This window comes from Bacteroides sp. AM16-13 (assembly GCF_003602705.1).
Classification (GTDB): Bacteria; Bacteroidota; Bacteroidia; order Bacteroidales; family Bacteroidaceae; genus Bacteroides; species Bacteroides xylanisolvens.
Genome location: NZ_QTLK01000026.1, coordinates 12578 through 36230, shown reverse-complemented (window position 1 = coordinate 36230; position 23653 = coordinate 12578). Strand labels below are relative to the sequence as shown.

At 45.2% G+C, this 23653-nt stretch carries 17 protein-coding genes; 15 read left to right on the top strand and 2 right to left on the bottom strand.

The features are described 5' to 3' along the window. Positions 1–98 precede the first annotated feature (98 nt). From DW173_RS18685 to DW173_RS18630, 12 genes are all read left to right on the top strand, one after another. Positions 99–1124 carry a sugar kinase gene (locus DW173_RS18685; protein WP_015530936.1) on the top strand — a complete coding sequence of 342 codons (1026 nt, stop codon included), beginning with the start codon at positions 99–101 and terminating at the stop codon, positions 1122–1124. A gap of 69 nt (positions 1125–1193) precedes the next feature. After that, a complete protein-coding gene (locus DW173_RS18680; protein ID WP_004300153.1) occupies positions 1194–1862 on the top strand; it encodes a bifunctional 4-hydroxy-2-oxoglutarate aldolase/2-dehydro-3-deoxy-phosphogluconate aldolase in 669 nt (222 codons plus the stop codon). A gap of 276 nt (positions 1863–2138) precedes the next feature. Further along, positions 2139–3038 (top strand): cation diffusion facilitator family transporter, encoded by a 900-nt coding sequence (locus DW173_RS18675; RefSeq protein ID WP_120144982.1) that lies wholly within the window; start codon positions 2139–2141, stop codon positions 3036–3038. A 48-nt stretch (positions 3039–3086) separates the two neighbouring features. Next, positions 3087–4685, top strand: coding sequence for an aspartate:alanine exchanger family transporter (locus DW173_RS18670; protein ID WP_009040471.1), 1599 nt, complete (start codon positions 3087–3089; stop codon positions 4683–4685). Positions 4686–4731: 46 nt separating this feature from the next. Next, a complete protein-coding gene (locus DW173_RS18665) occupies positions 4732–5112 on the top strand; it encodes a hypothetical protein (RefSeq protein ID WP_074708316.1) in 381 nt (126 codons plus the stop codon). An 84-nt stretch (positions 5113–5196) separates the two neighbouring features. Further along, positions 5197–7518: a TonB-dependent receptor gene (locus DW173_RS18660; protein ID WP_120144981.1), complete on the top strand. Its 2322-nt coding sequence runs from the start codon at positions 5197–5199 to the stop codon at positions 7516–7518. A 125-nt stretch (positions 7519–7643) separates the two neighbouring features. Further along, positions 7644–7985, top strand: coding sequence for a hypothetical protein (locus tag DW173_RS18655; protein ID WP_120144980.1), 342 nt, complete (start codon positions 7644–7646; stop codon positions 7983–7985). 109 nt (positions 7986–8094) lie between these two features. After that, positions 8095–10434, top strand: a complete 2340-nt coding sequence (locus tag DW173_RS18650; RefSeq protein ID WP_004312544.1) for a TonB-dependent receptor — start codon at positions 8095–8097, stop codon at positions 10432–10434. Positions 10435–10537: 103 nt separating this feature from the next. Then, a complete protein-coding gene (locus DW173_RS18645) occupies positions 10538–11731 on the top strand; it encodes an AraC family transcriptional regulator (protein ID WP_120144979.1) in 1194 nt (397 codons plus the stop codon). A 218-nt stretch (positions 11732–11949) separates the two neighbouring features. After that, positions 11950–13146, top strand: coding sequence for an Ig-like domain-containing protein (locus DW173_RS18640; RefSeq protein ID WP_120144978.1), 1197 nt, complete (start codon positions 11950–11952; stop codon positions 13144–13146). Positions 13147–13206: 60 nt separating this feature from the next. Continuing rightward, positions 13207–14022, top strand: a complete 816-nt coding sequence (locus tag DW173_RS18635) for a DNA-binding domain-containing protein (RefSeq protein ID WP_004312541.1) — start codon at positions 13207–13209, stop codon at positions 14020–14022. Positions 14023–14142: 120 nt separating this feature from the next. Continuing rightward, on the top strand, positions 14143–14487 hold the full coding sequence (locus tag DW173_RS18630; protein ID WP_004312540.1) for a hypothetical protein: 345 nt from the start codon (positions 14143–14145) through the stop codon (positions 14485–14487). A 280-nt stretch (positions 14488–14767) separates the two neighbouring features. Here the strand turns inward: DW173_RS18630 and DW173_RS18625 are convergent, their stop codons facing one another. Together DW173_RS18625 and DW173_RS18620 are read right to left on the bottom strand one after the other, a co-directional pair. Next, entirely contained in the window at positions 14768–16333 is a 1566-nt protein-coding gene (locus tag DW173_RS18625; protein WP_120070636.1) for an ATP-binding protein, read from the bottom strand. 89 nt (positions 16334–16422) lie between these two features. Then, positions 16423–17337, bottom strand: a complete 915-nt coding sequence (locus DW173_RS18620; protein ID WP_008022898.1) for a cation diffusion facilitator family transporter — start codon at positions 17335–17337, stop codon at positions 16423–16425. A gap of 185 nt (positions 17338–17522) precedes the next feature. On the opposite strand from DW173_RS18620, the gene DW173_RS18615 reads away from it, so the two are divergent. From DW173_RS18615 to DW173_RS18605, 3 genes are all read left to right on the top strand, one after another. Beyond that, positions 17523–19829 carry a family 20 glycosylhydrolase gene (locus tag DW173_RS18615; RefSeq protein WP_087318812.1) on the top strand — a complete coding sequence of 769 codons (2307 nt, stop codon included), beginning with the start codon at positions 17523–17525 and terminating at the stop codon, positions 19827–19829. A gap of 312 nt (positions 19830–20141) precedes the next feature. Beyond that, the gene (locus tag DW173_RS18610; RefSeq protein WP_008019731.1) at positions 20142–21914 is read left to right on the top strand and encodes an ABC transporter ATP-binding protein; all 1773 of its coding nucleotides are present in this window, start codon (positions 20142–20144) and stop codon (positions 21912–21914) included. Next, positions 21907–23646: an ABC transporter ATP-binding protein gene (locus DW173_RS18605; protein ID WP_009040477.1), complete on the top strand. Its 1740-nt coding sequence runs from the start codon at positions 21907–21909 to the stop codon at positions 23644–23646. The genes DW173_RS18610 and DW173_RS18605 overlap by 8 nt, the downstream gene beginning before the upstream one ends. Positions 23647–23653: the final 7 nt, after the last annotated feature.

The window sequence follows — 23653 nt, the reverse complement described above, 5'->3', positions numbered from 1 at the left end:
AATAGTCATGTTATCAGTGTATTAACCCCTAAAATAGGGCTGGAATGATAAATTGAAAGTTCATAATATTAATAACTTAGAATTTAAAACATAAGATTATGGGAAAGAAAGTCGTTACATTAGGCGAAATCATGCTTAGATTATCAACTCCGGGTAATACTCGTTTTGTTCAATCTGACTCTTTTGATGTAGTATATGGTGGTGGAGAAGCTAACGTTGCAGTGAGCTGTGCCAACTACGGACATGACGCCTATTTCGTAACTAAATTACCGAAACACGAAATTGGACAGTCTGCTGTTAACGCATTGCGTAAATATGGCGTAAAGACAGACTTTATTGCCCGTGGTGGCGACCGTGTAGGTATCTACTACTTGGAAACAGGTGCTTCTATGCGTCCTAGCAAAGTTATTTATGACCGTGCTCATTCTGCAATTGCTGAAGCTGACGCTACTGATTTCGACTTTGATGCTATCATGGAAGGTGCTGACTGGTTCCACTGGTCTGGTATCACTCCGGCTATTTCTGACAAGGCTGCCGAGTTGACTCGTCTGGCTTGTGAAGCTGCAAAACGTCACGGCGTAACTGTTTCTGTTGACTTGAACTTCCGTAAGAAACTGTGGACGAAAGAAAAAGCACAGTCTATCATGAAACCGTTGATGCAGTTTGTAGACGTATGTATCGGTAACGAAGAAGATGCAGAACTTTGCTTGGGCTTCAAACCGGATGCTGACGTTGAGGCTGGCCACACAGATGCTGAAGGCTACAAGGGCATCTTCCAGCAGATGATGAAAGAATTCGGATTCAAATATGTAGTTTCTACTTTGCGCGAATCTTTCTCTGCTACTCACAACGGTTGGAAAGCTATGATCTACAACGGAGAAGAATTCTATACTTCAAAACGTTATGATATCGATCCGATTATCGACCGTGTAGGTGGTGGTGACTCTTTCTCTGGCGGTATCATCCATGGTTTGATGACTAAACCTAATCAGGGTGCTGCTCTTGAATTCGCTGTTGCTGCATCTGCATTGAAACATACTATCAATGGTGACTTCAACCTTGTTTCTATAGAAGAAGTAGAAGCATTGGCTGGTGGTGACGCAAGCGGTCGCGTACAGAGGTAAATAAGTTGAGAGTTGAGAATGGAGAGTTGAGAGTTTGAAAAATCAATTCATTTAAAATAAGAAATTAAGATGGCAAAATTCGATAAAATAGCCGTATTGAATAAGATCGGCTCTACAGGAATGGTTCCTGTATTCTATCACAAAGATGCAGAAGTTGCAAAGAAAGTAGTAAAGGCTTGTTATGACGGTGGTGTTCGTGCTTTCGAATTCACAAACCGTGGTGACTTCGCACAGGAAGTATTTGCTGAAATCGTTAAGTTCGCAGCAAAAGAATGTCCTGAAATGGCAATCGGTATCGGTTCTATCGTTGATCCGGCTACTGCTGCTATGTACTTGCAGCTGGGTGCTAACTTCGTAGTAGGTCCGTTGTTTAATCCTGAAATTGCTAAGGTATGTAACCGTCGTTCGGTAGCTTATACTCCGGGATGCGGTTCTGTATCAGAAGTAGGTTTTGCGCAGGAAGTAGGTTGCGATCTTTGCAAAGTATTCCCGGGTGATGTTTACGGAACTAACTTCGTGAAAGGCTTGATGGCTCCGATGCCATGGTCTAAGCTGATGGTAACAGGTGGGGTAGAACCTACTAAAGAAAACCTGACTGCATGGATTAAAGCTGGTGTATTCTGCGTAGGTATGGGCTCTAAGTTGTTCCCGAAAGATAAAGTGGCAGCAGAAGACTGGGCTTATGTAACTGCAAAATGTGAAGAAGCTCTCGGTTATATTGCCGAAGCTCGTAAATAAGATTAGAGAGCGAAAGCTGTCTATAATAAAAAGAGGTTGATGCGACAGCCTCTTTAAAATATGCCTCGAGGGTTAGTTAGTTTAGTTAGTATATGAGGCATATTTTCATTTTGTTTAAAGGTGTTTAAAGGGGATAAGCCATCGGGATGATTCATTCATTTCGGTGGCTTGTTTTTTCTGGAGGGGAGCCGTTACTATTGCCGAAAGTGGAATGGGGATGAACCAATCTCCCAATAAGATGTTTTTTAGGTAGTAGATGTAATAACAATATATAATATGGAATCTCATCATCACGAACATAATCATCAGTTGACATCGCTTAATAAGGCTTTTATTATAGGCATCACTCTGAATATTGCTTTTGTTATCGTAGAATTCGGAGTAGGGTTTTATTATAATTCTCTGGGATTGCTTTCTGATGCCGGGCATAACTTGGGTGATGTAGCCAGTCTGGTGCTTGCTATGTTGGCTTTCCGGTTGCAGAAAGTTCATCCCAATAGCCGTTACACGTATGGATATAAGAAGAGTACGATTCTTGTCTCTTTATTAAATGCAGTTATATTATTGGTTGCCGTGGGCATTATTATTGCCGAGAGTGTAGATAAATTCTTCCACCCGGTTTCCGTAGATGGTTCTGCCATCGCATGGACAGCCGGGGTGGGAGTGGTCATCAACGCACTGACTGCCTGGCTCTTTATGAAAGATAAAGATAAGGATCTGAATGTGAAAGGAGCTTATCTGCACATGGCAGCAGATGCATTGGTGTCTGTCGGTGTAGTTGTTTCCGGCATTATTATCACCTATACAGGATGGAGTATTATTGACCCGATTATCGGACTTGGCATTGCTGTTATCATTATTGTCTCTACTTGGGGATTGCTTCACGATAGTCTCCGGTTGTCGTTGGATGGAGTACCGGTGGGGATAGACGCTCAAAAGATACAGCAAATTATCATGGAACAACCCGGCGTGGAGAATTGCCATCACCTGCATATCTGGGCGTTAAGCACAACGGAAACCGCTTTGACTGCCCATATTGTCATTGATAATATCACACAGTTGGAAGAAGTGAAACATCATATAAAAGAAGCACTCGAAGAGGCAGGCATCCATCATGCCACTTTGGAGTTTGAAGACGAAAGGGCTACTTGCTGCAAGGAATGTTGTGAGGATTAAATAAAATCCGTACCTTCGCGCCCTTAAACTAACTAACCTTTATTTTTTATGTTTACTGACTTATTGCATTCCTCTTATTTTTCCCTTTTCCTGATTGTCGCATTGGGATTTATGCTGGGAAGAATTAAAATTAAGGGGTTATCTCTCGATGTGTCGGCAGTTATTTTCATTGCCCTTCTTTTCGGGCATTTTGGTGTTATCATTCCTAAAGAATTAGGAAACTTCGGCTTGGTGCTCTTCATTTTTACCATCGGTATTCAGGCAGGGCCCGGATTCTTCGATTCTTTCCGTAGCAAAGGAAAGACGCTTATTCTCATCACTATGCTTATTATTTGTTCCGCCTGTCTTACTGCAGTCGGACTGAAATATGCATTTGATATCGATACACCGAGTGTTGTCGGTCTGATTGCCGGAGCGCTGACTAGTACGCCGGGTTTGGCTGTTGCCATCGACAGTACCAATTCTCCTCTGGCATCCATTGCTTACGGTATCGCATATCCGTTTGGAGTGATCGGCGTGATTCTGTTTGTCAAGCTGTTGCCTAAAATCATGCGGGTGGATTTAGATAAAGAAGCCCGTCGCCTGGAGATAGAACGTCGCGGACAATTCCCGGAATTGACTACTTGTATTTATCGCGTCACTAATGCGAATGTGTTCGATCGCAGCTTGGTGCAAATTAATGCGCGTGGTATGACAGGTGCTGTCATTTCACGTCTGAAACACAATGATGAAATATCCATTCCTACCGCCCATACGGTGTTGCATGAAGGAGACTACATACAAGCCGTAGGCAGCGAAGAGTCACTGGATCAACTGGCTGTGTTGGTAGGCAATAGAGAAGAAGGTGAACTGCCTTTGGATAAAACACAGGAAATAGAATCTTTGTTGTTGACTAAAAAAGACATGATAAACAAACAGCTGGGTGATTTGAACTTACAGAAAAACTTTGGTTGTACAGTGACTCGTGTTCGTCGAAGCGGTATTGATTTATCTCCGTCTCCCGATCTAGCCTTGAAGTTTGGTGATAAACTGATGGTAGTCGGTGAGAAAGAAGGACTTAAAGGAGTAGCCCGCCTGTTGGGAAACAATGCGAAGAAACTATCTGATACGGACTTTTTCCCCATTGCAATGGGTATTGTATTGGGCGTGTTGTTCGGCAAAATAAATATCTCTTTCTCTGATAGCCTGTCATTCTCACCGGGACTGACCGGGGGAGTTTTGATGGTAGCTCTTGTGTTGAGTGCGATAGGTAAGACAGGACCCATTATCTGGTCTATGTCCGGACCTGCCAACCAGTTGTTGCGCCAGTTAGGTCTGCTTCTTTTCCTTGCCGAAGTAGGAACTTCCGCCGGAAAGAACCTCGTAGCCACTTTCCAGGAAAGCGGATTATTGATGTTCGGAGTAGGAGCTGCCATCACATTGGTGCCGATGCTTGTTGCTGCTATTGTCGGACATTTCGTATTTAAAATCAGTCTGCTCGATTTGCTGGGAACTATTACGGGAGGGATGACAAGTACTCCGGGACTCGCTGCCGCCGACTCGATGGTGGATAGCAATATTCCGAGCGTAGCTTACGCAACTGTTTATCCGATTGCCATGGTATTCTTAATTCTGTTTATTCAAGTAATAGCCTCGGCTGTATATTAACAGAATTTCATATAATAATTGATTGTTAAATAAATAGTTCGTATCTTTGCCGCCTCAAAGAAAAAATGAGGTGAAACGATTGTTATTGAATATTACACGCTACTTCTTGCCGATACTGTTTGTATCGTATCTGGTAAGCTTTACATTCTTTGCCCACGTGCATGTGGTCAATGGCGTGACAATCGTCCATTCACACCCGTTTAAGAAAGGGGCGGCACATAAACATTCTACAGTTGAACTGCAACTGATTCATTTTCTGTCTCACTTAACGGCAGACGGTGCGGCTGTTGTTTCTGCTCTTTCCCTTTTTATTCCTTTCTTATTATGCTTGTTGCCCGGACGTTCGCAACACACTCACTATCACTGTCCGTATCATGGGGTAGTGGGACTTAGGGCACCCCCGGTTATTCGTTTTTCTGTTCTTTAAATGATGATACCGTACCTTGCATGAGGTAGGGCATTATCTGTCTATCCATGTGAATACTTATCGAAAACGAATAACAAACGAAAAATGAAGAAATACATCTTTTCGCTTGTCTGCTTGTGCTGCACATTGTTGCCTGCCCTCGAAGGACAAGCTCATGAATATCCTAATCATCCCGAATTACGTAAGTCAGATGCCAATATCGTTGGCCATATTCTTGATAAAAATACAAAAGAGCATTTACCCTATATTACAGTCGCCTTGAAAGGTACGACCATCGGAACTGTGACCGATGCTACCGGGCATTATTTTTTGAAGAATCTTCCCGAAGGTAATTTTGTGCTGGAGGTCAGTTCGGTGGGATATAAAACCGTCAGACGGAATGTGACGCTGAAGAAAGGGCGTACATTGGAAGAAGATTTCGAGATAGAAGAAGATGCGGTTGCTTTGGATGGCGTAGTCGTATCTGCCAATCGTAATGAAACCACCCGCCGTCTGGCTCCGACACTGGTGAATGTAGTAGATTTGAAAATCTTTGAGAATACCAATTCTACGACTTTGGCGCAAGGCTTGAGCTTTCAGCCGGGTGTTCGTGTAGAGTCCAATTGTCAGAATTGCGGTTTCCAGCAAGTGCGTATCAATGGACTGGATGGCCCTTATACGCAAATCCTGCTCGATTCCCGTCCCATTTTTAGTGCGCTTTCCGGTGTGTATGGTATCGAACAGATTCCTGCCAGCATGATAGAACGTGTGGAAGTGATGCGTGGAGGCGGCTCGGCACTGTTCGGCTCATCTGCCATTGCCGGTACAATCAATATCATCACCAAAGAACCGATGCGCAACTCCGGTATGTTATCTCATACGATTACGGGAATTGGCGATGGCGACGCTTTCGACAACAGTACGGCATTGAATGCGTCTCTCGTGACGGACGACCAGCGTGCAGGTCTGTATATCTTCGGTCAGAACCGCCACCGTTCTGCGTATGACCATGACGGTGACGGATATTCCGAAATACCTAAATTGCACGGTCAGACAATTGGTTTCCGTTCGTTCCTGAAAACAACGACTTATTCAAAACTTACTTTTGAATATCATCACATGGAAGAATTCCGCAGAGGAGGAGACTTGTTGAACCGCCCGCCTCACGAAGCGAATGTGGCGGAGCAGACCGAACACTCAATCAATGGAGGAGGACTGAAGTTCGATTATTTCTCACCTAACGAGAAACATCGTTTCAATGTGTTTGCATCTGCGCAACACATCAATCGTGATAGCTATTATGGTGGCGGACAAGATCCGAATGCTTACGGAAATACCACCGATTTGAACTGGATGGCAGGATCGCAATATGTTTATAGTTTCGGAAAATGTATCTTCATGCCTTCCGACCTGACTGCCGGAATAGAATTCAATCAGGATAAACTGGAAGATAACATGTGGGGCTACCATCGTACGGTAGACCAGAAAGTGAATATCGGTAGTGCTTTCCTTCAGAACGAATGGAAAAATGAGCATTGGGGATTCCTGATTGGCGGTCGTTTGGATAAACACAATCTGATTGACCATGTGATATTCAGTCCGCGTGCCAACCTGCGTTATAATCCGACAGAAAACATCAATCTTCGTTTCAGTTACTCATCCGGCTTCCGTGCTCCGCAGGCTTTCGACGAAGATTTGCATGTGGAGAATGTAGGCGGTAATGTAGCGATGGTTGAACTGGCGGATAATCTGAAAGAAGAAAGATCACAGAGCTTGAGTGCTTCGGCAGATATTTATCATCGTTTTGGTGCGTTTCAGGTTAACTTCCTGATAGAAGGATTCTATACAAAGTTGTCGGATGTTTTTGCCCTTACCGACGGAGAGGTAGTGGATGGAATCCTGACACGTACCCGTCACAATGCATCAGGAGCGCAAGTTCTGGGATTGACACTGGAAGGAAAGATGGCTTACCTGAATAAAATCCAAGTTCAGGCGGGAGTCACTCTGCAACAGAGCCATTACAGCAAACCGCACATCTGGAACAAAGAAGCTCCGGCGGTGAAGAAAATGATGCGTACGCCAAATACTTACGGCTATTTTACAGCAACCTACACCCCGATAAAACCGTTATCTATCGCTCTTTCCGGTACCTATACCGGTTCGATGCTGGTTCCCCACGAGCCGGTTCCGGGATTCCTTGAAAATCCGATAACGGTGAATACCAAAGACTTTTTCGATATCGGTTTGAAAGCTGCTTATGACTTCAAACTTTACAAGTCGATGAACCTCCAGTTGAATGCCGGCATACAGAATATTTTCAATGCCTATCAGGACGACTTCGATAAAGGAGCTGACCGTGACTCCGGCTATATCTATGGTCCGTCACTTCCGAGAAGCTTCTTTGCCGGGGTGAAGATCAGTTATTAAGATTCGGTTAAGATTTAAAATCGTTATAAATAGGGATTGTTTTGCATGGAGACAATCCTTATCTTTGCAAAAAAACAAACTAAACCCTGACTTTACTGCGCAGAATAGATGTGCAGGATTACCGGATGAAACAATTGTACCTACATATAATGAAGTGGTTTTTGCCTGTACTGTTTATCTCGTACATGGCAGGAATCACTTTGTTTACTCACTCCCATGTAGTAAACGGGGTAACGATTGTCCATTCGCATCCCTTTAAAAAAGGCAGCGATCACAGTCATACGACGGTTGAATTCCAACTCATTCACCTGTTGAATCATGCATTGGTGACAGACAGTGGATTAATACCCACATTCGCAGTCGCTGCTTTATCTTTATTATGTATCTTGTTTATCCGCCCGCAAATTGATCCGTATCACCGTTCTTGTCCGGGCGTCATATCTTTAAGAGCACCTCCTGTCGCTTAGTCTATCTTTTCGGGAACAGTATTCATCAGTTAGGAACAACGATTAATGATCGCTGCTTCCCTTTCCCTTATTATTATTTTTGATTTTAAACATTAAAAGACTAACGACAATGAAGAAATATCTTTTAGTCCTGGCCGGCCTGTATTGTGTCCTGTCATACGCATTGGCTGAACATCCGGACTACCCTGAACTGAAAAAATCCGATGCGAACATCATAGGCCATGTACTGGATAAGAAAACGAAAGAGCACCTTCCTTACATCACCATTGCACTGAAAGGAACAACGATAGGAACCGTGACCGACGCTACCGGACATTATTTTTTGAAGAATTTGCCGGAAGGTAACTTTATACTGGAGGTTAGCTCGGTCGGCTACAAGACCGTGACCCGCAACGTGACTCTGAAAAAAGGAAAGACACTGGAAGAGGATTTTGAAATAGAAGAGGACGCGATTGCTTTGGATGGGGTAGTGGTTTCCGCCAACCGCAGTGAAACGACGCGCCGTTTGGCTCCTACTTTGGTAAATGTCGTCGATCTGAAGCTATTTGAAACGACTAACTCTTCCACTTTATCGCAAGGGCTGAACTTTCAGCCCGGTGTACGTGTAGAGACAAACTGCCAGAATTGTGGTTTCCAGCAAGTCCGCATCAATGGACTGGACGGACCGTATACGCAGATTTTGATAGATTCCCGTCCCGTATTCAGTGCCCTTTCCGGAGTGTATGGCCTGGAACAGATTCCCGCCAGCATGATTGAACGCGTAGAAGTGATGCGTGGGGGAGGTTCCGCCTTGTTCGGCTCTTCGGCCATTGCAGGAACCATCAATATAATCACCAAAGAGCCTTTGCGCAATTCCGGCCAGCTGTCGCACACCCTTACTGCTTTAGGGGGCGGCTCCTCATTCGATAACAATACCTCCCTGAATGCTTCATTAGTGACGGACGATCATCGTGCCGGACTGTATATCTTCGGTCAGAACCGTCACCGGTCCGGATATGATTATGACGGAGACGGATTCACCGAACTACCTAAATTGAAGAATCAGACAGTGGGCTTCCGCTCTTATCTGAAAACAAGCACTTACTCCAAACTAACCTTCGAATATCACCACATGCAGGAATTCCGTCGGGGAGGGGATATGTTGGACCGTCCTCCTCACGAAGCCCATATTGCAGAGCAGTTGCAACATTCGATTGATGGTGGAAGTTTGAAGTTCGATTATTTCTCGCCAGATGAAAAGAACCGTCTAAGTATCTTTGCGTCAGCCGCCAATACAGATCGGGACAGTTATTACGGACCGGGTAACGATCCTCTGAAAGCCTATGGAAAAACAACGGATTTAACCGCTATGGGCGGCGCGCAGTATGTACATACGTTTGATAAGTGTTTTTTTATGCCTTCTGACCTCACGGCAGGACTTGAATATAACCGTGACCGTCTGAAAGATAATATGTGGGGATATGACCGTCACACGGATCAGACGGTAAATATTTACAGTGCTTTTCTGCAGAACGAGTGGAAGAACGACCGTTGGGGTATTCTGATCGGCGGCCGTCTGGATAAGCATAACATGGTAGATAATGTCATCTTTAGCCCCCGTGCCAACTTGCGTTTCAACCCGACACAGAATATAAACCTGCGTTTGAGCTATTCATCCGGATTCCGTGCTCCGCAGGCTTTTGATGAAGATATGCATATTGAAAATGTGGGCGGAACAGTGGCAATGATTGAGCGTGCGAAGAATTTGAAAGAAGAGAAATCCCAAAGTTTCAGTGCGTCCGCAGATATGTATCACCGTTTCGGAGTATTCCAGACGAATTTCTTGATCGAGGGCTTTTATACAAGACTGACAGATGTCTTCGTGTTGGGCGAACCTTATGACCGTGGCGACGGTATTTTAGTAAAAACGCGTAGCAACGGTCCGGGCGCAAAAGTAATGGGCTTGACGCTGGAGGGCAAAGTGGCTTATCTTTCCATCCTGCAAATACAAGCGGGACTCACTTTGCAACGCAGCCGGTATGATGAACCTCATAAATGGCATGACGACGCACCGGCAGAAAAGAAGATTTTCCGTACTCCCGATACATACGGTTACTTCACAGCTACTTATACTCCCATCAAACCTTTATCCATTGCCCTGTCAGGAACTTATACCGGGAGAATGTTAGTGCAACGCATGGATATCACCGCCGAGAACGCCGAACTGGGCGCAATGCCCGAACGAAAGGCGGAAGCCATCCGTACACCCCGTTTCTTCGATTTGGGAGTGAAACTGGCTTATGACTTCAAGCTATACAAAACAGTCGATTTGCAACTAAACGGAGGCGTTCAGAACCTCTTTGAGTCTTATCAGAAGGACTTTGACAGAGGAGCTAACCGGGATTCGGGCTATATTTACGGGCCTTCTCTGCCGAGAAGTTTCTTTGCCGGAGTGAAGATTAGCTATTAACCGGTTTAAACAGATTTTGCAGACTTGTCGAATTTTACAGGGTGTAACTAGTCGGTTTCTCGTCAAGATTCATTAACTTTGTCGGGAAAATAAATGCTAAGCAATGGATATACCGGCTTTACACACACTAACAAACGGCATTATTATCGGAATATGTCTGTCTATATCTTTCGGTCTTGTCTGCTTCAAGCAGATGGCGCACGCCATTAATCCCAAATACAGGCGTGCATGCCATTTCTTCATCGCTGCTTCTCTCATTATCGCTGCCGGTCATTTGGCGGAGTTGCTGGTTGACGGGTTCGGCGTATACCGGTCGTTGGACTTATTTTCAATATTGGTGTTGGTGCTTGCTTCTTCGCAGGCGTTGATGTTCACGTTTATGTTGATATTGCTGTTCGACAGCAGATACGTCACTTTTGCCAATGTGATGAAGCATGCGGCGCCTTCGCTCGTTTTCATTCTGCTGTATGTGGTGAGTTGCTGCATTGAAGCGGACGTCTGTGTATATTCTTTGGCAGAATGGCGTGCGTGTGTCGTTCACAATCTCCCGTTGGCAGTGCGGACCTTGTTCGGTGTCACCTATACCGTACAACTGTTCGTTTACATCCGCCTCTTTTTCCGTAAAAAACGCCACTACATCACGCATTTAAAAGAATTGACCGGAGAGTGTATCTCCAAACTGGAACTCCGGTGGACGATGCGCGCTTTCCTTTATGCGTTGAGTGTCGGCATTGGCGCATGGGTTTTACTTGTCTGTCCGGGACCGATACCCGAGTTTAGTTTCAGTTTCCTTATCGTGGTTTTCTATCCTGCTTTTGCATGGCTGTACACTAACTATCATTACACTTACGAGATGCTACGCCGTTTTATCGTCGAACAGGATGGGAAACTGACCCAACCACCGCTCGAAGCCGATATGGGCGACCTCATCTGTTACCTGCAATCCGGCGATAGCAACCACTTGTTTGAAGAGCTCGAAGCCTATCTGCAGAAAGAACAACCGTACCTCGACTACAACTTCAAGCGTGACGACCTGATTAAAGCTCTTGGCACAAACGAGCGTAATCTCTCCGCCGCTGTGGGGCGTGCCACAGGACTGACCTTGCAAAATTATCTTCTCCGCCTGCGCATCCGTCATGCCATGGACTTGCTCCTGCTTCCGGACTACGCGAACCACACAATCGAAGACATTGCCGGAGCGTCGGGCTTCAAGGCAATGCGCACCTTCAACCGCAATTTCCGCGAATTGGTAAAAATGACTCCTACCGAGTTCCGCCAACAAAAGTCTGTACTTTAAAGGAGAAGGCGATACTCTTTTATCATCAAATGCTGTTGTTTCCATCAATGCATAGGTAGAAGTTTCTCCGAACAATGGAATTTCCGGCAATCCTGCAAGATTTGCAGGATTTTGGCTATACACTGCAGGATTTTGGCTATACCTTTTCGTTGTTGCATATTACTTTTGTCCGAAAAGAGAACACGATTTATTCACCCTTTTAGAAAGACAAAAGAAGTATGAAACAACTAAGAATCTTTTTCCTCTGCCTTATGGCAGCAACGTTGGCAACCGCCTGTGGCGACGACAACAATGACGACAACTCCGTGCCCGTAGAGAGCATCACCCTCAATCATGAGACTCTGACCCTGAAATCGGGAGCGACCGAAACGCTGGTTCCCACCATTGTCCCCGACCGGGTGACTGCCGAATCCGTAGTATGGAGCAGTGACAAAACTTCCGTAGCCACCGTAAGTAAAGACGGACTGGTGACCGCCGTAGCTGAAGGAACAGCCACCATCACCGCCACCGCACGCGAAAAGTCCGCCACCTGCCTTGTGACGGTCAGCAACAAGACGCTTGTCACTACCGCAGCCGAACTGAAAACCGCTATTGAAACGGCAGACGGCACTGCGGATGCACCAACACAAATCATCCTCGGTGAAGGTTTTGAGGTTGCTGCGGATGCAGAGCATTTTGCCTTTTCAATAGACGGCAAACACATTGCTATCGACGGCGGAAATAATCCTATCAGCGGCGATAATTATAATATTTCCCGTACCGCTAGCGACAAAAGCCTTTTTGAGCTTACAAACGGCGCGTCATTGAAGCTGACCAACCTCAACATTTATGGAAATGCTGATACCTATTCAACTAATATCGCCTGCATATTTGTTAGGGCGTCTTGCGAACTAACGCTGGGTAACGGTTTCGAATTACATTCCGGCAATGGGAATGATAATGACCAGCTAATTGGTATCTCTGTCGGTGATAATGCCACACTCATTATGGAAGGCGATGCTGAAATCTCCAAAAGCATAAAGGGGCAGGAAGTGCTTGTTGCCCCTACAGGAATACTGCAACTGAAAGGCGGAAAAATAAAAGCAAGGGAGGAGGGAACGTATATGAGTGAACGGAGCCTCTGTCTGCAAGCTGCGATTAATGGCAATCAAGTGACCATCCCCACCGTTACGGTTGAAAACGAACTTCCGGCGGATTCTGATTTTAAATTAGATCTATATGATTACGTGTTGAGTAGTTCCACTGTCCGGCCAGGAGCCGAAACCGTTGTTAAGGGAACCGACAGCTACACCTTGACTGACAGTGATCTTATGAAGTTCCATCTGATGACTAATACTACTGGGGGCATGACATATTATGACAGTTATTTCGAACTTTATCTGGACGGTAATGCTATCAAGATACGTGCGAAATGACAAGCAGCACAGAACGTAACTAATAAATAGATATTCACTTTCCTTAAAACAATCATTATCATGGCAACAAACGAAAAAATCACGCTCAATGTTGACCTTTACGACAACATCATGACCGAGCAAAAAGGCGACTACACCGGACGCGCACGCATCACAGGCAGTCTGCACAACAAAGAAATCGCAGCACGCATCATCAAGGAGCGTACCGAGTACCGGCAGGAGACCATCGAGAACATCCTCGACCTTGCCGACCAGAAGAAGGTGGAAGCCATCGCCGAAGGGAAGAGCGTGGTAGACGGTGTGGGACAGTACATCGTCACCGTACGCGGTTCGTTCCTCGGGGAGAACGCCCAATTTGACGCCACGAAGCACTCGCTCGGCGTGTCCTACACACCGGGACAACTGCTGCGCGACCAGCTCAAAGCCGTAAAAGTAATCTGCAACGGGCTGGCACAGACGGGGCCGGTCATCAACTCCATCACCGACTCCGTGACGAAGAGTATCAGCCAGGTCATCACTTCCGGCGGTCCTGCCGTTATCAGCGGAAGCAACATTAAAATCCTCGGTGACGACCCTTCGGTCGGCATCTATCTTACCAAAGACGAAGAGGGAGCCGTCCCGTTGAAAGTGTCCGTCATCGTTCACAACGCACCGTCACAACTCACCATCATGCTACCTGCCATAGAAGCCGGAAAGCTCTATGCGCTAAGCATCACGACACAATATAGCGGAAGCAACAAGGCATTGAAAACGCCACGCTCTTACCGTTTCCCGATTCTGCTGGGTGACGAAAACGCGGGTGGCGGCGGTGGCGGCGGCGAAGCGCCCGACCCTGAAATCCCCGGAGGAGGTGAAGCCCCCGACCCGGCTGCATAAAGAAGCAGGTCACGAATGAGGGCGGACAGTCCGGCTGCAGACAGCGCATCCGCCCTCATGGCAAACAAAAAAGGCGGCAGCCTTTCATAATTTACCCTTTTAAAGAAAACAGAAAGACGCATGAAACAACTAAGAATCTTTTTCCTCTGCCTTGTGGCAGCAACGTTGGTAACCGCCTGTGGCGGCGACGACAAAGACAACTCTACACCGGTAGAGAAAATCACCCTTGACAAGGACAAACTGACGTTTGTGGCTCAATGGAAGATGCGGCCATCCCATTTTCCCGAAGGTGGATTCACGGTGGTGAAAGGAGACGGATACACCTTAACCCAACTCGATCTTGAGAAAATCACCTCATTGGAAATGGACGTCACCGGTAGTTCTGTAACCTCTGAAAACTGCGAACTGGTACTGGATACAGCCGAAAATGCCATCAAGCTGCGTATCAAAGCAACAGCCTATTGAATACGTAAAACCGGAACGGCGGAAAGGGATGTGTGCCGCAGTAGGCTGGGGAGACGTGCCGCAGCAGGCTAGGGAAGCATGCCACAGCAGGCAAGGGGAGCATGCCACAACAAGTTAGGGAAACGCACCACAGCAAGCTGTGGCAATACACCCTAATTTCCCGGCTACGACAGCACAGAACACGCAAAAAGGCAGCAGTTACTCACAGACGAGAGCAACTGCTGCCTTTTTCATGTGTCACATCATATCCTTGTCTACTTCAAGCAAGTGGCGTACGCTGTTAATCCGTTTCGATTTTCCAGTCTCCAATCGTTCTCGTGGTACTGTCGAAGTTGATGCCGACCTTCACCACTTTCCGGTGGTCTGCCTCATAAGGAATCGCATACCCTTTGCTGTTAATCTGCGCTAAAGCCTCTTCTGCGGTGCCGTTCATTTTAAATTCAAGTATATAAATAGCATCCTGCATTTTGATAACCACGTCCGCCCGTCCGACAGCGCTTTTGACTTCGGTATCCACATATTGTCCCATCAAGCGGAACAGAAGATAGAATATAGTTTGATAATGTTTTTCCTCTTTGTTGTTTAGGTCGTTCGGAATAGAGGCGAAGAAAGACCGGGTGCGTTCAAGGCAAGATTCAAGGTTTCCTTTCATTAAATCACGCACAAAGGACACTACATAAAAGTTGCTTTCGCGCGTAGGTTGGTAAAGATAAGAAGGGATGAGCGACTCGATAAAGCCGATTCTTACTTCCTCGTTCGGGTAGCCTAATGTATAGGTACGAAAGAAAGCATCGTACGACTTGATTGTGAGATAACCGCTTTGGTAGAGCACCGGAATTGGGTCGGTGAGACAATCCGTAGCCTTGTCGAAGTCTTCCGGCTTGGCGTCCATACGGTCGAGCAGACGGATATCAAAGTTCATTTGTTGCAGGAGTTCTATCAGAAAGGTAGGGGTACCGGTAGAAAACCAGTAGTTCTCATAACTCTTTTGGGCAAAAGCATTAATCAGGCTGAAAGGATTGTACACATCCACACAGGATTTACTGAAATGATATCCGTCATATTGCTTCTTCAAGTGGGCACACGCCTCTTCATACGTTTCATCGTTGGCTTGTGCCATCTGTTCGACATCAATTTTCATCTGTGTCAGCAGCTCCTGTTCGGTGATACCGCAGATAGTGCTGTAATTGTCGCTCATGCTGACGTTCTGAAGATTGTTAAGTTCGCTGAAAATGCTCATCTGGCTGAATTTGCTGATGCCCGTCAGGAAGAGGAAGCGAAGATATTTACCTGACTTTTTTAAGGGGCTGAAGAAGTCGCGCATGATACCACGAATCTCATGCTGCAACTCATGGTTATTGTTACTGTCCAGCATCGGGGCATCATATTCGTCCACTAATACGACAACCTGCTGCCCGGTTTGCTCATAAGCGCGGCGAATGATACCTTCCAGACGTAAACTAAATGTGTCTTCGCCTTCCTGACGTCCGTAGATGTTTTCCCAAAGTAACAGCTGAACATTGATAGATGCGCGAAGTGACTCTGCTTCCATATATTTACTGCCGCTAAAGTCGATATGTAGCACCGGATACACTGTCCAGTCTTTCTCTAACTGCTCCATGTCAAGTCCGTTGAAAAGTTCTTTCTTTCCCAGAAAATAGGCTTCGAGCGTAGAGATGAGCAGGCTCTTTCCGAAACGACGGGGACGACTCAGGAAATAAATCTTATTTGTATTGACGAGTTGATAAATCAGTGCAGTCTTATCAACATATATGTAATTATTATTGCGCAAATCTTCAAAATCCTGTATCCCGATAGGATAGCGCCTGAATGTTCCTTCTTCCATATCAAATTTTTATTAAAATGTGAACGATGAACGCAAAGTTAAGAAAAAGAAGCGGAATAGCTTTCTTTGTTGCCGAAGATTTTCACGTGTCACACCATATCCTTGTCTACCCCGAATTTCTCATCCGTCTGACACTCCCCGGCAGGTTCCACATGCACCAAAATATCATAGACATTATCTATCGAACTTTCAATACTTTTCTCCACCGCCCCGGCAATCTCATGCGCTTGTGTAATCGTTATCTGCGGATTCACCTCTATATCGAGCGTAATGATATACCGGTTTCCTATCATTCTCGACCTGACCCGGTGCGGATTACTTGCTCCCGGCACTTTCTCGACAGCTTCAAATATCTTATTATACACATTGACATCCTTCACGCCATCCATAAGCTCCACATTCGAGTCGAGAAAAATACCGATGGACGACTTGATGATAAAGAGGCTGATTATCAATCCCGTTATCGAATCGAGTATCGGCAATTTGAATATAAAAGTAAAAATCAACCCTAATAAAACTCCGGCCGAAATGACAACATCATTACGCATATTTATCGCATTCGCCGTCAGCATGGAACTGTCTATTTTCTTTCCCTGTTTGTACTGGTACGAAGCCAGCATCAGTTTGCCGACAATAGAGAATATAGTCACATAGATAGCGATAGCCGATGGTATCTCTTTCACTTCATCTGAAAAGATGCTTTGAATGGAAGATATCAACATTTGCATACCGGCATAAAATATCACCAGTGACAGAATCTTTGTCGCGATGCCTTCCGCTTTCTCATAACCGAATACATATTTCTTTGAAGGAGGACGGTTGATGAGGCGTGCCGTAAAAATCATAACGATAGAGATAACGACATCGGTTGCCGAGTCGATACCGTCGCCCACTACGGCCAGACTACCGGCCCATAAACCGATGATGATTTTAGATGCGGATAGGATTGCATTGCCAATTGTGCTAATCCATGAGGTTTTGATTAAGATGTTCTCTCTTGACATTGGAAGTGACTCTTTATAATTAATTGATTGAGATTGGCTAGCAAAGATAAACATTTATAGGAGTCTGTGACGTCAAGTCGCAAAAAAACTTTTTCCGGGTTTTTAGTAGTTTCTATGTTTTAGTTGTATTATATATAGATGGTCAATTAAAGACAGGACAAATCATTTATTAAATAGTTAACCGCATGTTCAAAAAACTAAGTAGTTCTTTACTCATTGTATCAGCTTGTGTTTTTTCTTCTTGTACGCCCACCGTCAAGCAAGAGATTGCAATCCTACCTACCCCCGTTAGTCTGACCGAGCAGTCGGGCTCGTTTGTTTTAAAAGACGGAATGAAGATTGGAGTTTCCGATCAGTCCTTGTTTCCGGCTGTCGGGTATCTGCAGGAGATTCTTCGGAATGTCATATCGTCTTCTGTTGAAGTCACTACCGATCAGAATCAGGTAGATATGTATTTCCAGTTGAAAGATACCGGTGGAAAGCCCGGCTCTTATAAACTTGAGTCTACACCGGAGTCTGTTCGGGTAGAGGCAACTGACTATTCGGGCTTTATTTCTGCGATTACTACTATTCGCCAGTTGCTTCCTGCAACGATAGAAGTACAGGGAGAAAAACAAACTTATTCGATTCCTGCCGTGCAAATAGAAGATGCCCCCCGTTTTGAATGGCGTGGATTTATGCTGGATGCTTCCCGTCATTTCTGGAATAAAGATGAGGTGAAGCATGTACTGGATCTGATGTCTTTGTATAAACTCAATAAATTCCACTGGCACCTGTCCGACGACCAAGGTTGGCGTATAGAGATCGAGAAGTACCCGTTGCTTACGGAAAAAGGGGCCTGGCGTAAATTCAATACGCAGGATCGTACCTGTATGGCACGTGCGAAAGAGGAAGATAATACCGATTTCCTGATTCCGGAAGATAAGATACGCATTGTGGAAGGAGATACGCTGTATGGAGGCTATTATACTCACGATGATATCAAAGAAATTGTAGCCTATGCTGCACAAAGAGGAATTGATGTCATTCCCGAGATTGATATGCCGGGACATTTCCTGGCGGCTATCGGTCAATATCCGGAATTGGCGTGCGACGGATTAATCGGGTGGGGGGAAACATTCTCTTCTCCTATCTGTCCGGGTAAAGATACAACGCTGGAGTTTTGTAGGAATGTGTTCAAAGAAATTTTCGAGCTTTTCCCTTATGAATATGTGCACATGGGTGGTGATGAAGTGGAGAAAGCCAACTGGAAGAAATGTCCTCTCTGTCAGAAACGTATTCGTACGGAAAAACTGGGTTCAGTAGAAGAGCTTCAGGCATGGTTTGTACGTGACATGGAGAAATTCTTCCTTGCCAACGGAAAGAAACTTATTGGTTGGGATGAAGTGGTAACCGACGGATTATCTTCCGATGCTGCTATTACATGGTGGAGAAGTTGGGCGAAAGACGCGTTGCCTACGGCGACCGCACAAAAGCAGAAAGTGATTGCTTGTCCGAATGAACATTTCTATTTTGATTATGCGCAGGATCAGAATTCAGTAAAGAAAATACTGGCGTATGATCCGTGTGCGGATGAACGGTTATCACCGGAAGAGAAGAAATACATCTGGGGTGTACAGGCTAATCTCTGGGCTGAATGGATTCCGACTATGAAACGCATTGAATATCTGATTGTTCCCCGCATGATTGCATTGAGCGAAATAGCTTGGGCAGAGCCGGCTGCTAAACCAAGTCTCGAAGAGTTTTATCGTCAGCTTGTTCCGCAGTTTAAACGGATGGATGTGATGAGGGTAAATTATCGTGTGCCCGATTTGCAGGGATTCTATAAAGTGAATGCATTTATTGATGAAACAGCAGTTGACTTGACTTGCCCGTTGCCCGGCACTGAAATACGCTATACGACAGATGGAAGTATGCCTACCAAGGAATCAGCTCTTTATGACGGTGCTTTGGAAGTGGAGGAGACTACCGATTTTGCTTTCCGTACTTTCCGTCCGGATGGTTCTCCATCGGATGTGGTGCGTACCAAGTATGTAAAGGCTCCTTATGCGGAGGCGGTGACTGCTCCGGCTGCTTTGCAGTCCGGCTTGAAAGCAGTATGGCACGATTTTCGTGGTAATCTTTGTGCGGATATTGAAGCAGCTCCTGTCAAAGGGGAGTATGTGGTGGAATCGGTATCTATCCCCGAAGAGGTGAAAGGAAATATCGGTCTGGTGTTGACCGGCTATCTGGAAGTTCCTGCCGATGGTATCTATACATTTGCCCTTCTTTCGGACGACGGTAGCACATTGATGCTCGACGGTGAATTGTTGGGAGATAATGATGGAGCACATTCGCCGGTGGAGATTATTGTGCAGAAGGCATTGAAAGCCGGGCTTCATCCGATAGAGGTGCGTTACTTCGATTGTAACGGAGGCGTATTGCAGATGGAACTGGTGAATGAAAAAGGTGAAAAAGAAGTATTGCCAAGTACGTGGCTGAAACATGAATAACTATTCTGTTGTTTTAATCATTACTTATTCGTTATAGTCTGAATAGCAAATTTCATTATTTTTAGGTATTGCTCGTCTTGCCGGTGAGCGGTACCTTTGCAGAAAATAATTGAAAACTTATGCGAATCAGTGAGAGACGAGTCGAGATTAATCATATATCAAAGGTGCACATGCACCGGATTGAATGGGATGAAGAGAGCTTATAGAAATATAAGCTCTCTTTTTTTTTGAACGATTTCGAATATTGTTCTTTTTTGAAAACAAGCGATAAGTTAAATGATTGTCGAACTTAATATAGATTGAACGTACGTTATGAGTACATTGAAAAAACTTCAGAACTACATGGGTAAACGGAAAGTGCTTTTGCCTGCGGCAATGCTACTGTCTGCCCTAAGTGCCCTGGCGGGCATGTTGCCTTATATTCTTATTTGGCTGATTGTGAGAGAACTGCTTGAATACGGAGAGATAACCTCTTCCGGTAATGTGGTGACGTATGCCTGGTGGGCGGCAGGCATGGCCGTGGCGAGTATCGTCCTTTATTTTGCCGCCTTGATGTCTTCGCATCTTGCAGCTTTTCGGGTTGAATCGAATTTGCGCAAAGAAGCCATGCGCCAGATAGTGCGTATGCCTCTCGGTTTCTTTGACATTAATACGAGCGGACGTATCCGTAAGATTATAGATGACAATGCAGGGGTTACCCATAGTTTTCTGGCACATCAGTTGCCCGACCTTGCGGCTACTTTTCTAGTGCCGTTGGTAGCTGTCATACTGATTTTTATGTTCGACTGGATACTCGGTCTGGCATGTATCGTTCCTGTAATTATTGCCATGCTGGTTATGGGATTTATGATGAATGCGGAGGGACGGCAGTTTATGAAAAGCTACATGACTTCTCTGGAGGAAATGAATACCGAAGCTGTAGAGTATGTGAGAGGAATTCCCGTAGTGAAGGTTTTCCAGCAGACCATTTACTCTTTCAAGAACTTTCATCGCTGTATCATGAATTATAATAAAATGGTATTCGGCTATACACGAATGTGGGAGAAGCCGATGTCGCTCTATACCGTTATTATCAATGGCTTTGTGTTTTTCCTTGCTCCGTTGGCTATTTTGCTGATCGGTTATTCTGGTAATTATGCATCGGTATTACTTAATTTCTTCCTATTTGTTCTCATTACTCCCGTATTCTCCCAAAGTATCATGAAAAGTATGTATCTCAATCAGGCTTTGGGGCAGGCGAGTGAGGCCATCGGACGTCTTGAAAATCTGGTTGCTTATGAGCACCTGACTGTTGTAGCGCATCCACAACCGGTAAAGGAATTCAGTATTCAGTTCGAAAAGGTTTCCTTCAGCTATCCGGGAGCTAATCAAAAGGCGGTGGATGATATCAGTTTCACCATTACGCAAGGAAGGACAGTAGCTCTTGTCGGAGCTTCAGGCGGAGGGAAAACGACAATTGCCCGTCTTGTTCCCCGTTTCTGGGAGGCAACAGAAGGGAAGGTTTTAATAGGTGGCATCAATGTAAGAGAAATCGCCCCTGAAGAACTGATGAAACATATTTCTTTTGTGTTTCAGAATACAAAGCTATTTAAGACTTCTTTGCTTGAAAATATCAAATATGGTAATCCCAACGCGACAATGGAGGAAGTGGAACGGGCAGTAGATATGGCACAATGCCGGGAAATTATCAATAAACTTCCGCTCGGACTAAATACAAAGATCGGTACAGAAGGAACGTATCTCTCCGGCGGGGAACAACAACGAATCGTGCTCGCACGTGCGATACTGAAAAATGCCCCCATCATCGTACTGGACGAAGCGACTGCTTTTGCCGATCCCGAAAATGAGCATCTGATTCAGCAAGCCCTGAAAGAACTGACAAAAGGAAAAACCGTATTGATGATTGCCCACCGTCTTTCAAGCATCACGGATGCCGATAATATTCTTGTGATTGACAAGGGTAAGATTGCGGAACAAGGCACACATGCCAAACTGCTTGAAAAACAAGGTATCTATTATAATATGTGGAATGAATACCAGCAATCCGTTCGCTGGACAATAGGAAAGGAGGTTTCTAATGATTGAAGTAATAAAAAGACGTTTTGCCCTTTCAACTAAAGGAGCAAAAGATTTCTGTAAAGGTGTGTTTTTCACTACACTGCTAGATATTGTATTGATGTTGCCGGCGGTATTTGTTTTTCTCTTTCTTGAGGAATATCTTCGTCCGGTGTTTCAGCCTTCGGTTTCGGTGACGCATGGTATTCTCTACTATAGCATACTCGGTATTATCTTTATGATAGTCATGTATATATTTGCGGTATTGCAATATCGTAGCACCTATACCACCGTTTATGATGAGAGCGCGAACCGGCGTATCTCATTGGCGGAAAAACTTCGCAAGTTGCCTCTGGCTTTCTTCGGCGAAAAGAATCTTTCCGACCTTACCGCCACGATTATGGATGACTGCACTGATCTCGAACATACTTTCTCGCATGCGGTTCCCCAGTTGTTTGCTTCCATTATCAGCATTCTGCTTATTACCGTCGGTATGGCATTTTATAACTGGCAGTTGACGATTGCTTTGTTCTGGGTAGTGCCGCTTGCCGCCGCAATTCTTCTTTTCTCGAAGAAGGAAATACAGAAAAGCAATGAAAGTAATTATCTGAACAAGCGAATGGTGACTGAACATATTCAAGAAGGACTTGATACTATTCAGGAGATAAAATCTTATAATCAGGAGAGGGACTATCTGGAGAAATTGGATGCAAGCATCGATACCTATGAAAAGGTACTGACCCGTAATGAACTGGTGCTCGGCATATTGGTAAACGGTTCCCAAAGTGTATTGAAACTCGGCTTGGCAAGCGTCATTATCGTCGGTGCCAATCTCTTGGCTTCGGGGACAATCGATTTGTTTACCTATCTTATATTTATGGTGATCGGCTCGCGTGTATATGCTCCGATCAGCGAGGTGATGAATAATATTGCCGCTTTGTTCTATCTGGATGTGCGTATCAGCAGAATGAATGAGATGGAAGCATTGCCGGTACAGCATGGAACTACCGATTTTACTCCTAAAGGCTATGACATCGAGTTTCAGCAGGTAGACTTTGCTTATGAGCAGGGAAAACAAATATTGAAGAACTTGTCCTTTACTGCCCGACAAGGCGAAAAAACAGCTTTGGTGGGTCCTTCGGGCAGTGGCAAGAGTACGGCAGCCAGGTTGGCAGCACGTTTTTGGGATATTCAGTCGGGAAAGATTACCCTCGGCGGACAGGATATCAGCCGGATTGATCCTGAAACGTTACTGACGAACTATTCCGTTGTTTTTCAGGAAGTAGTTCTTTTTAATGCTTCCATCATGGATAATATCCGTATTGGCAAACGGGATGCTACGGATGAGGAAGTCCGGAGAGTTGCCCGCCTAGCACAATGTGATGAGTTTGTCACTAAAATGCCGCAGGGATATCAGACGATTATCGGTGAGAACGGGGAAACATTGTCAGGTGGTGAGCGGCAGCGTATTTCCATCGCCCGCGCTTTGTTGAAGGATGCTCCAATTGTTTTGCTGGATGAGGCTACTGCTTCGCTCGATGTGGAAAATGAAACCAAGATACAGGCAGGCATATCGGAATTGGTACGTAACAAAACAGTACTGATTATTGCGCACCGTATGCGAACCGTTGCCAATGCCGACAAAATTGTAGTATTGGAGAATGGAAGTGTTGCTGAAATGGGAACACCGGAGGAATTGAAAAAGAAAAATGGTATATTTGCCCGGATGGTGAACAGACAGGTTACAAATATGAATGGATAAATAGCAG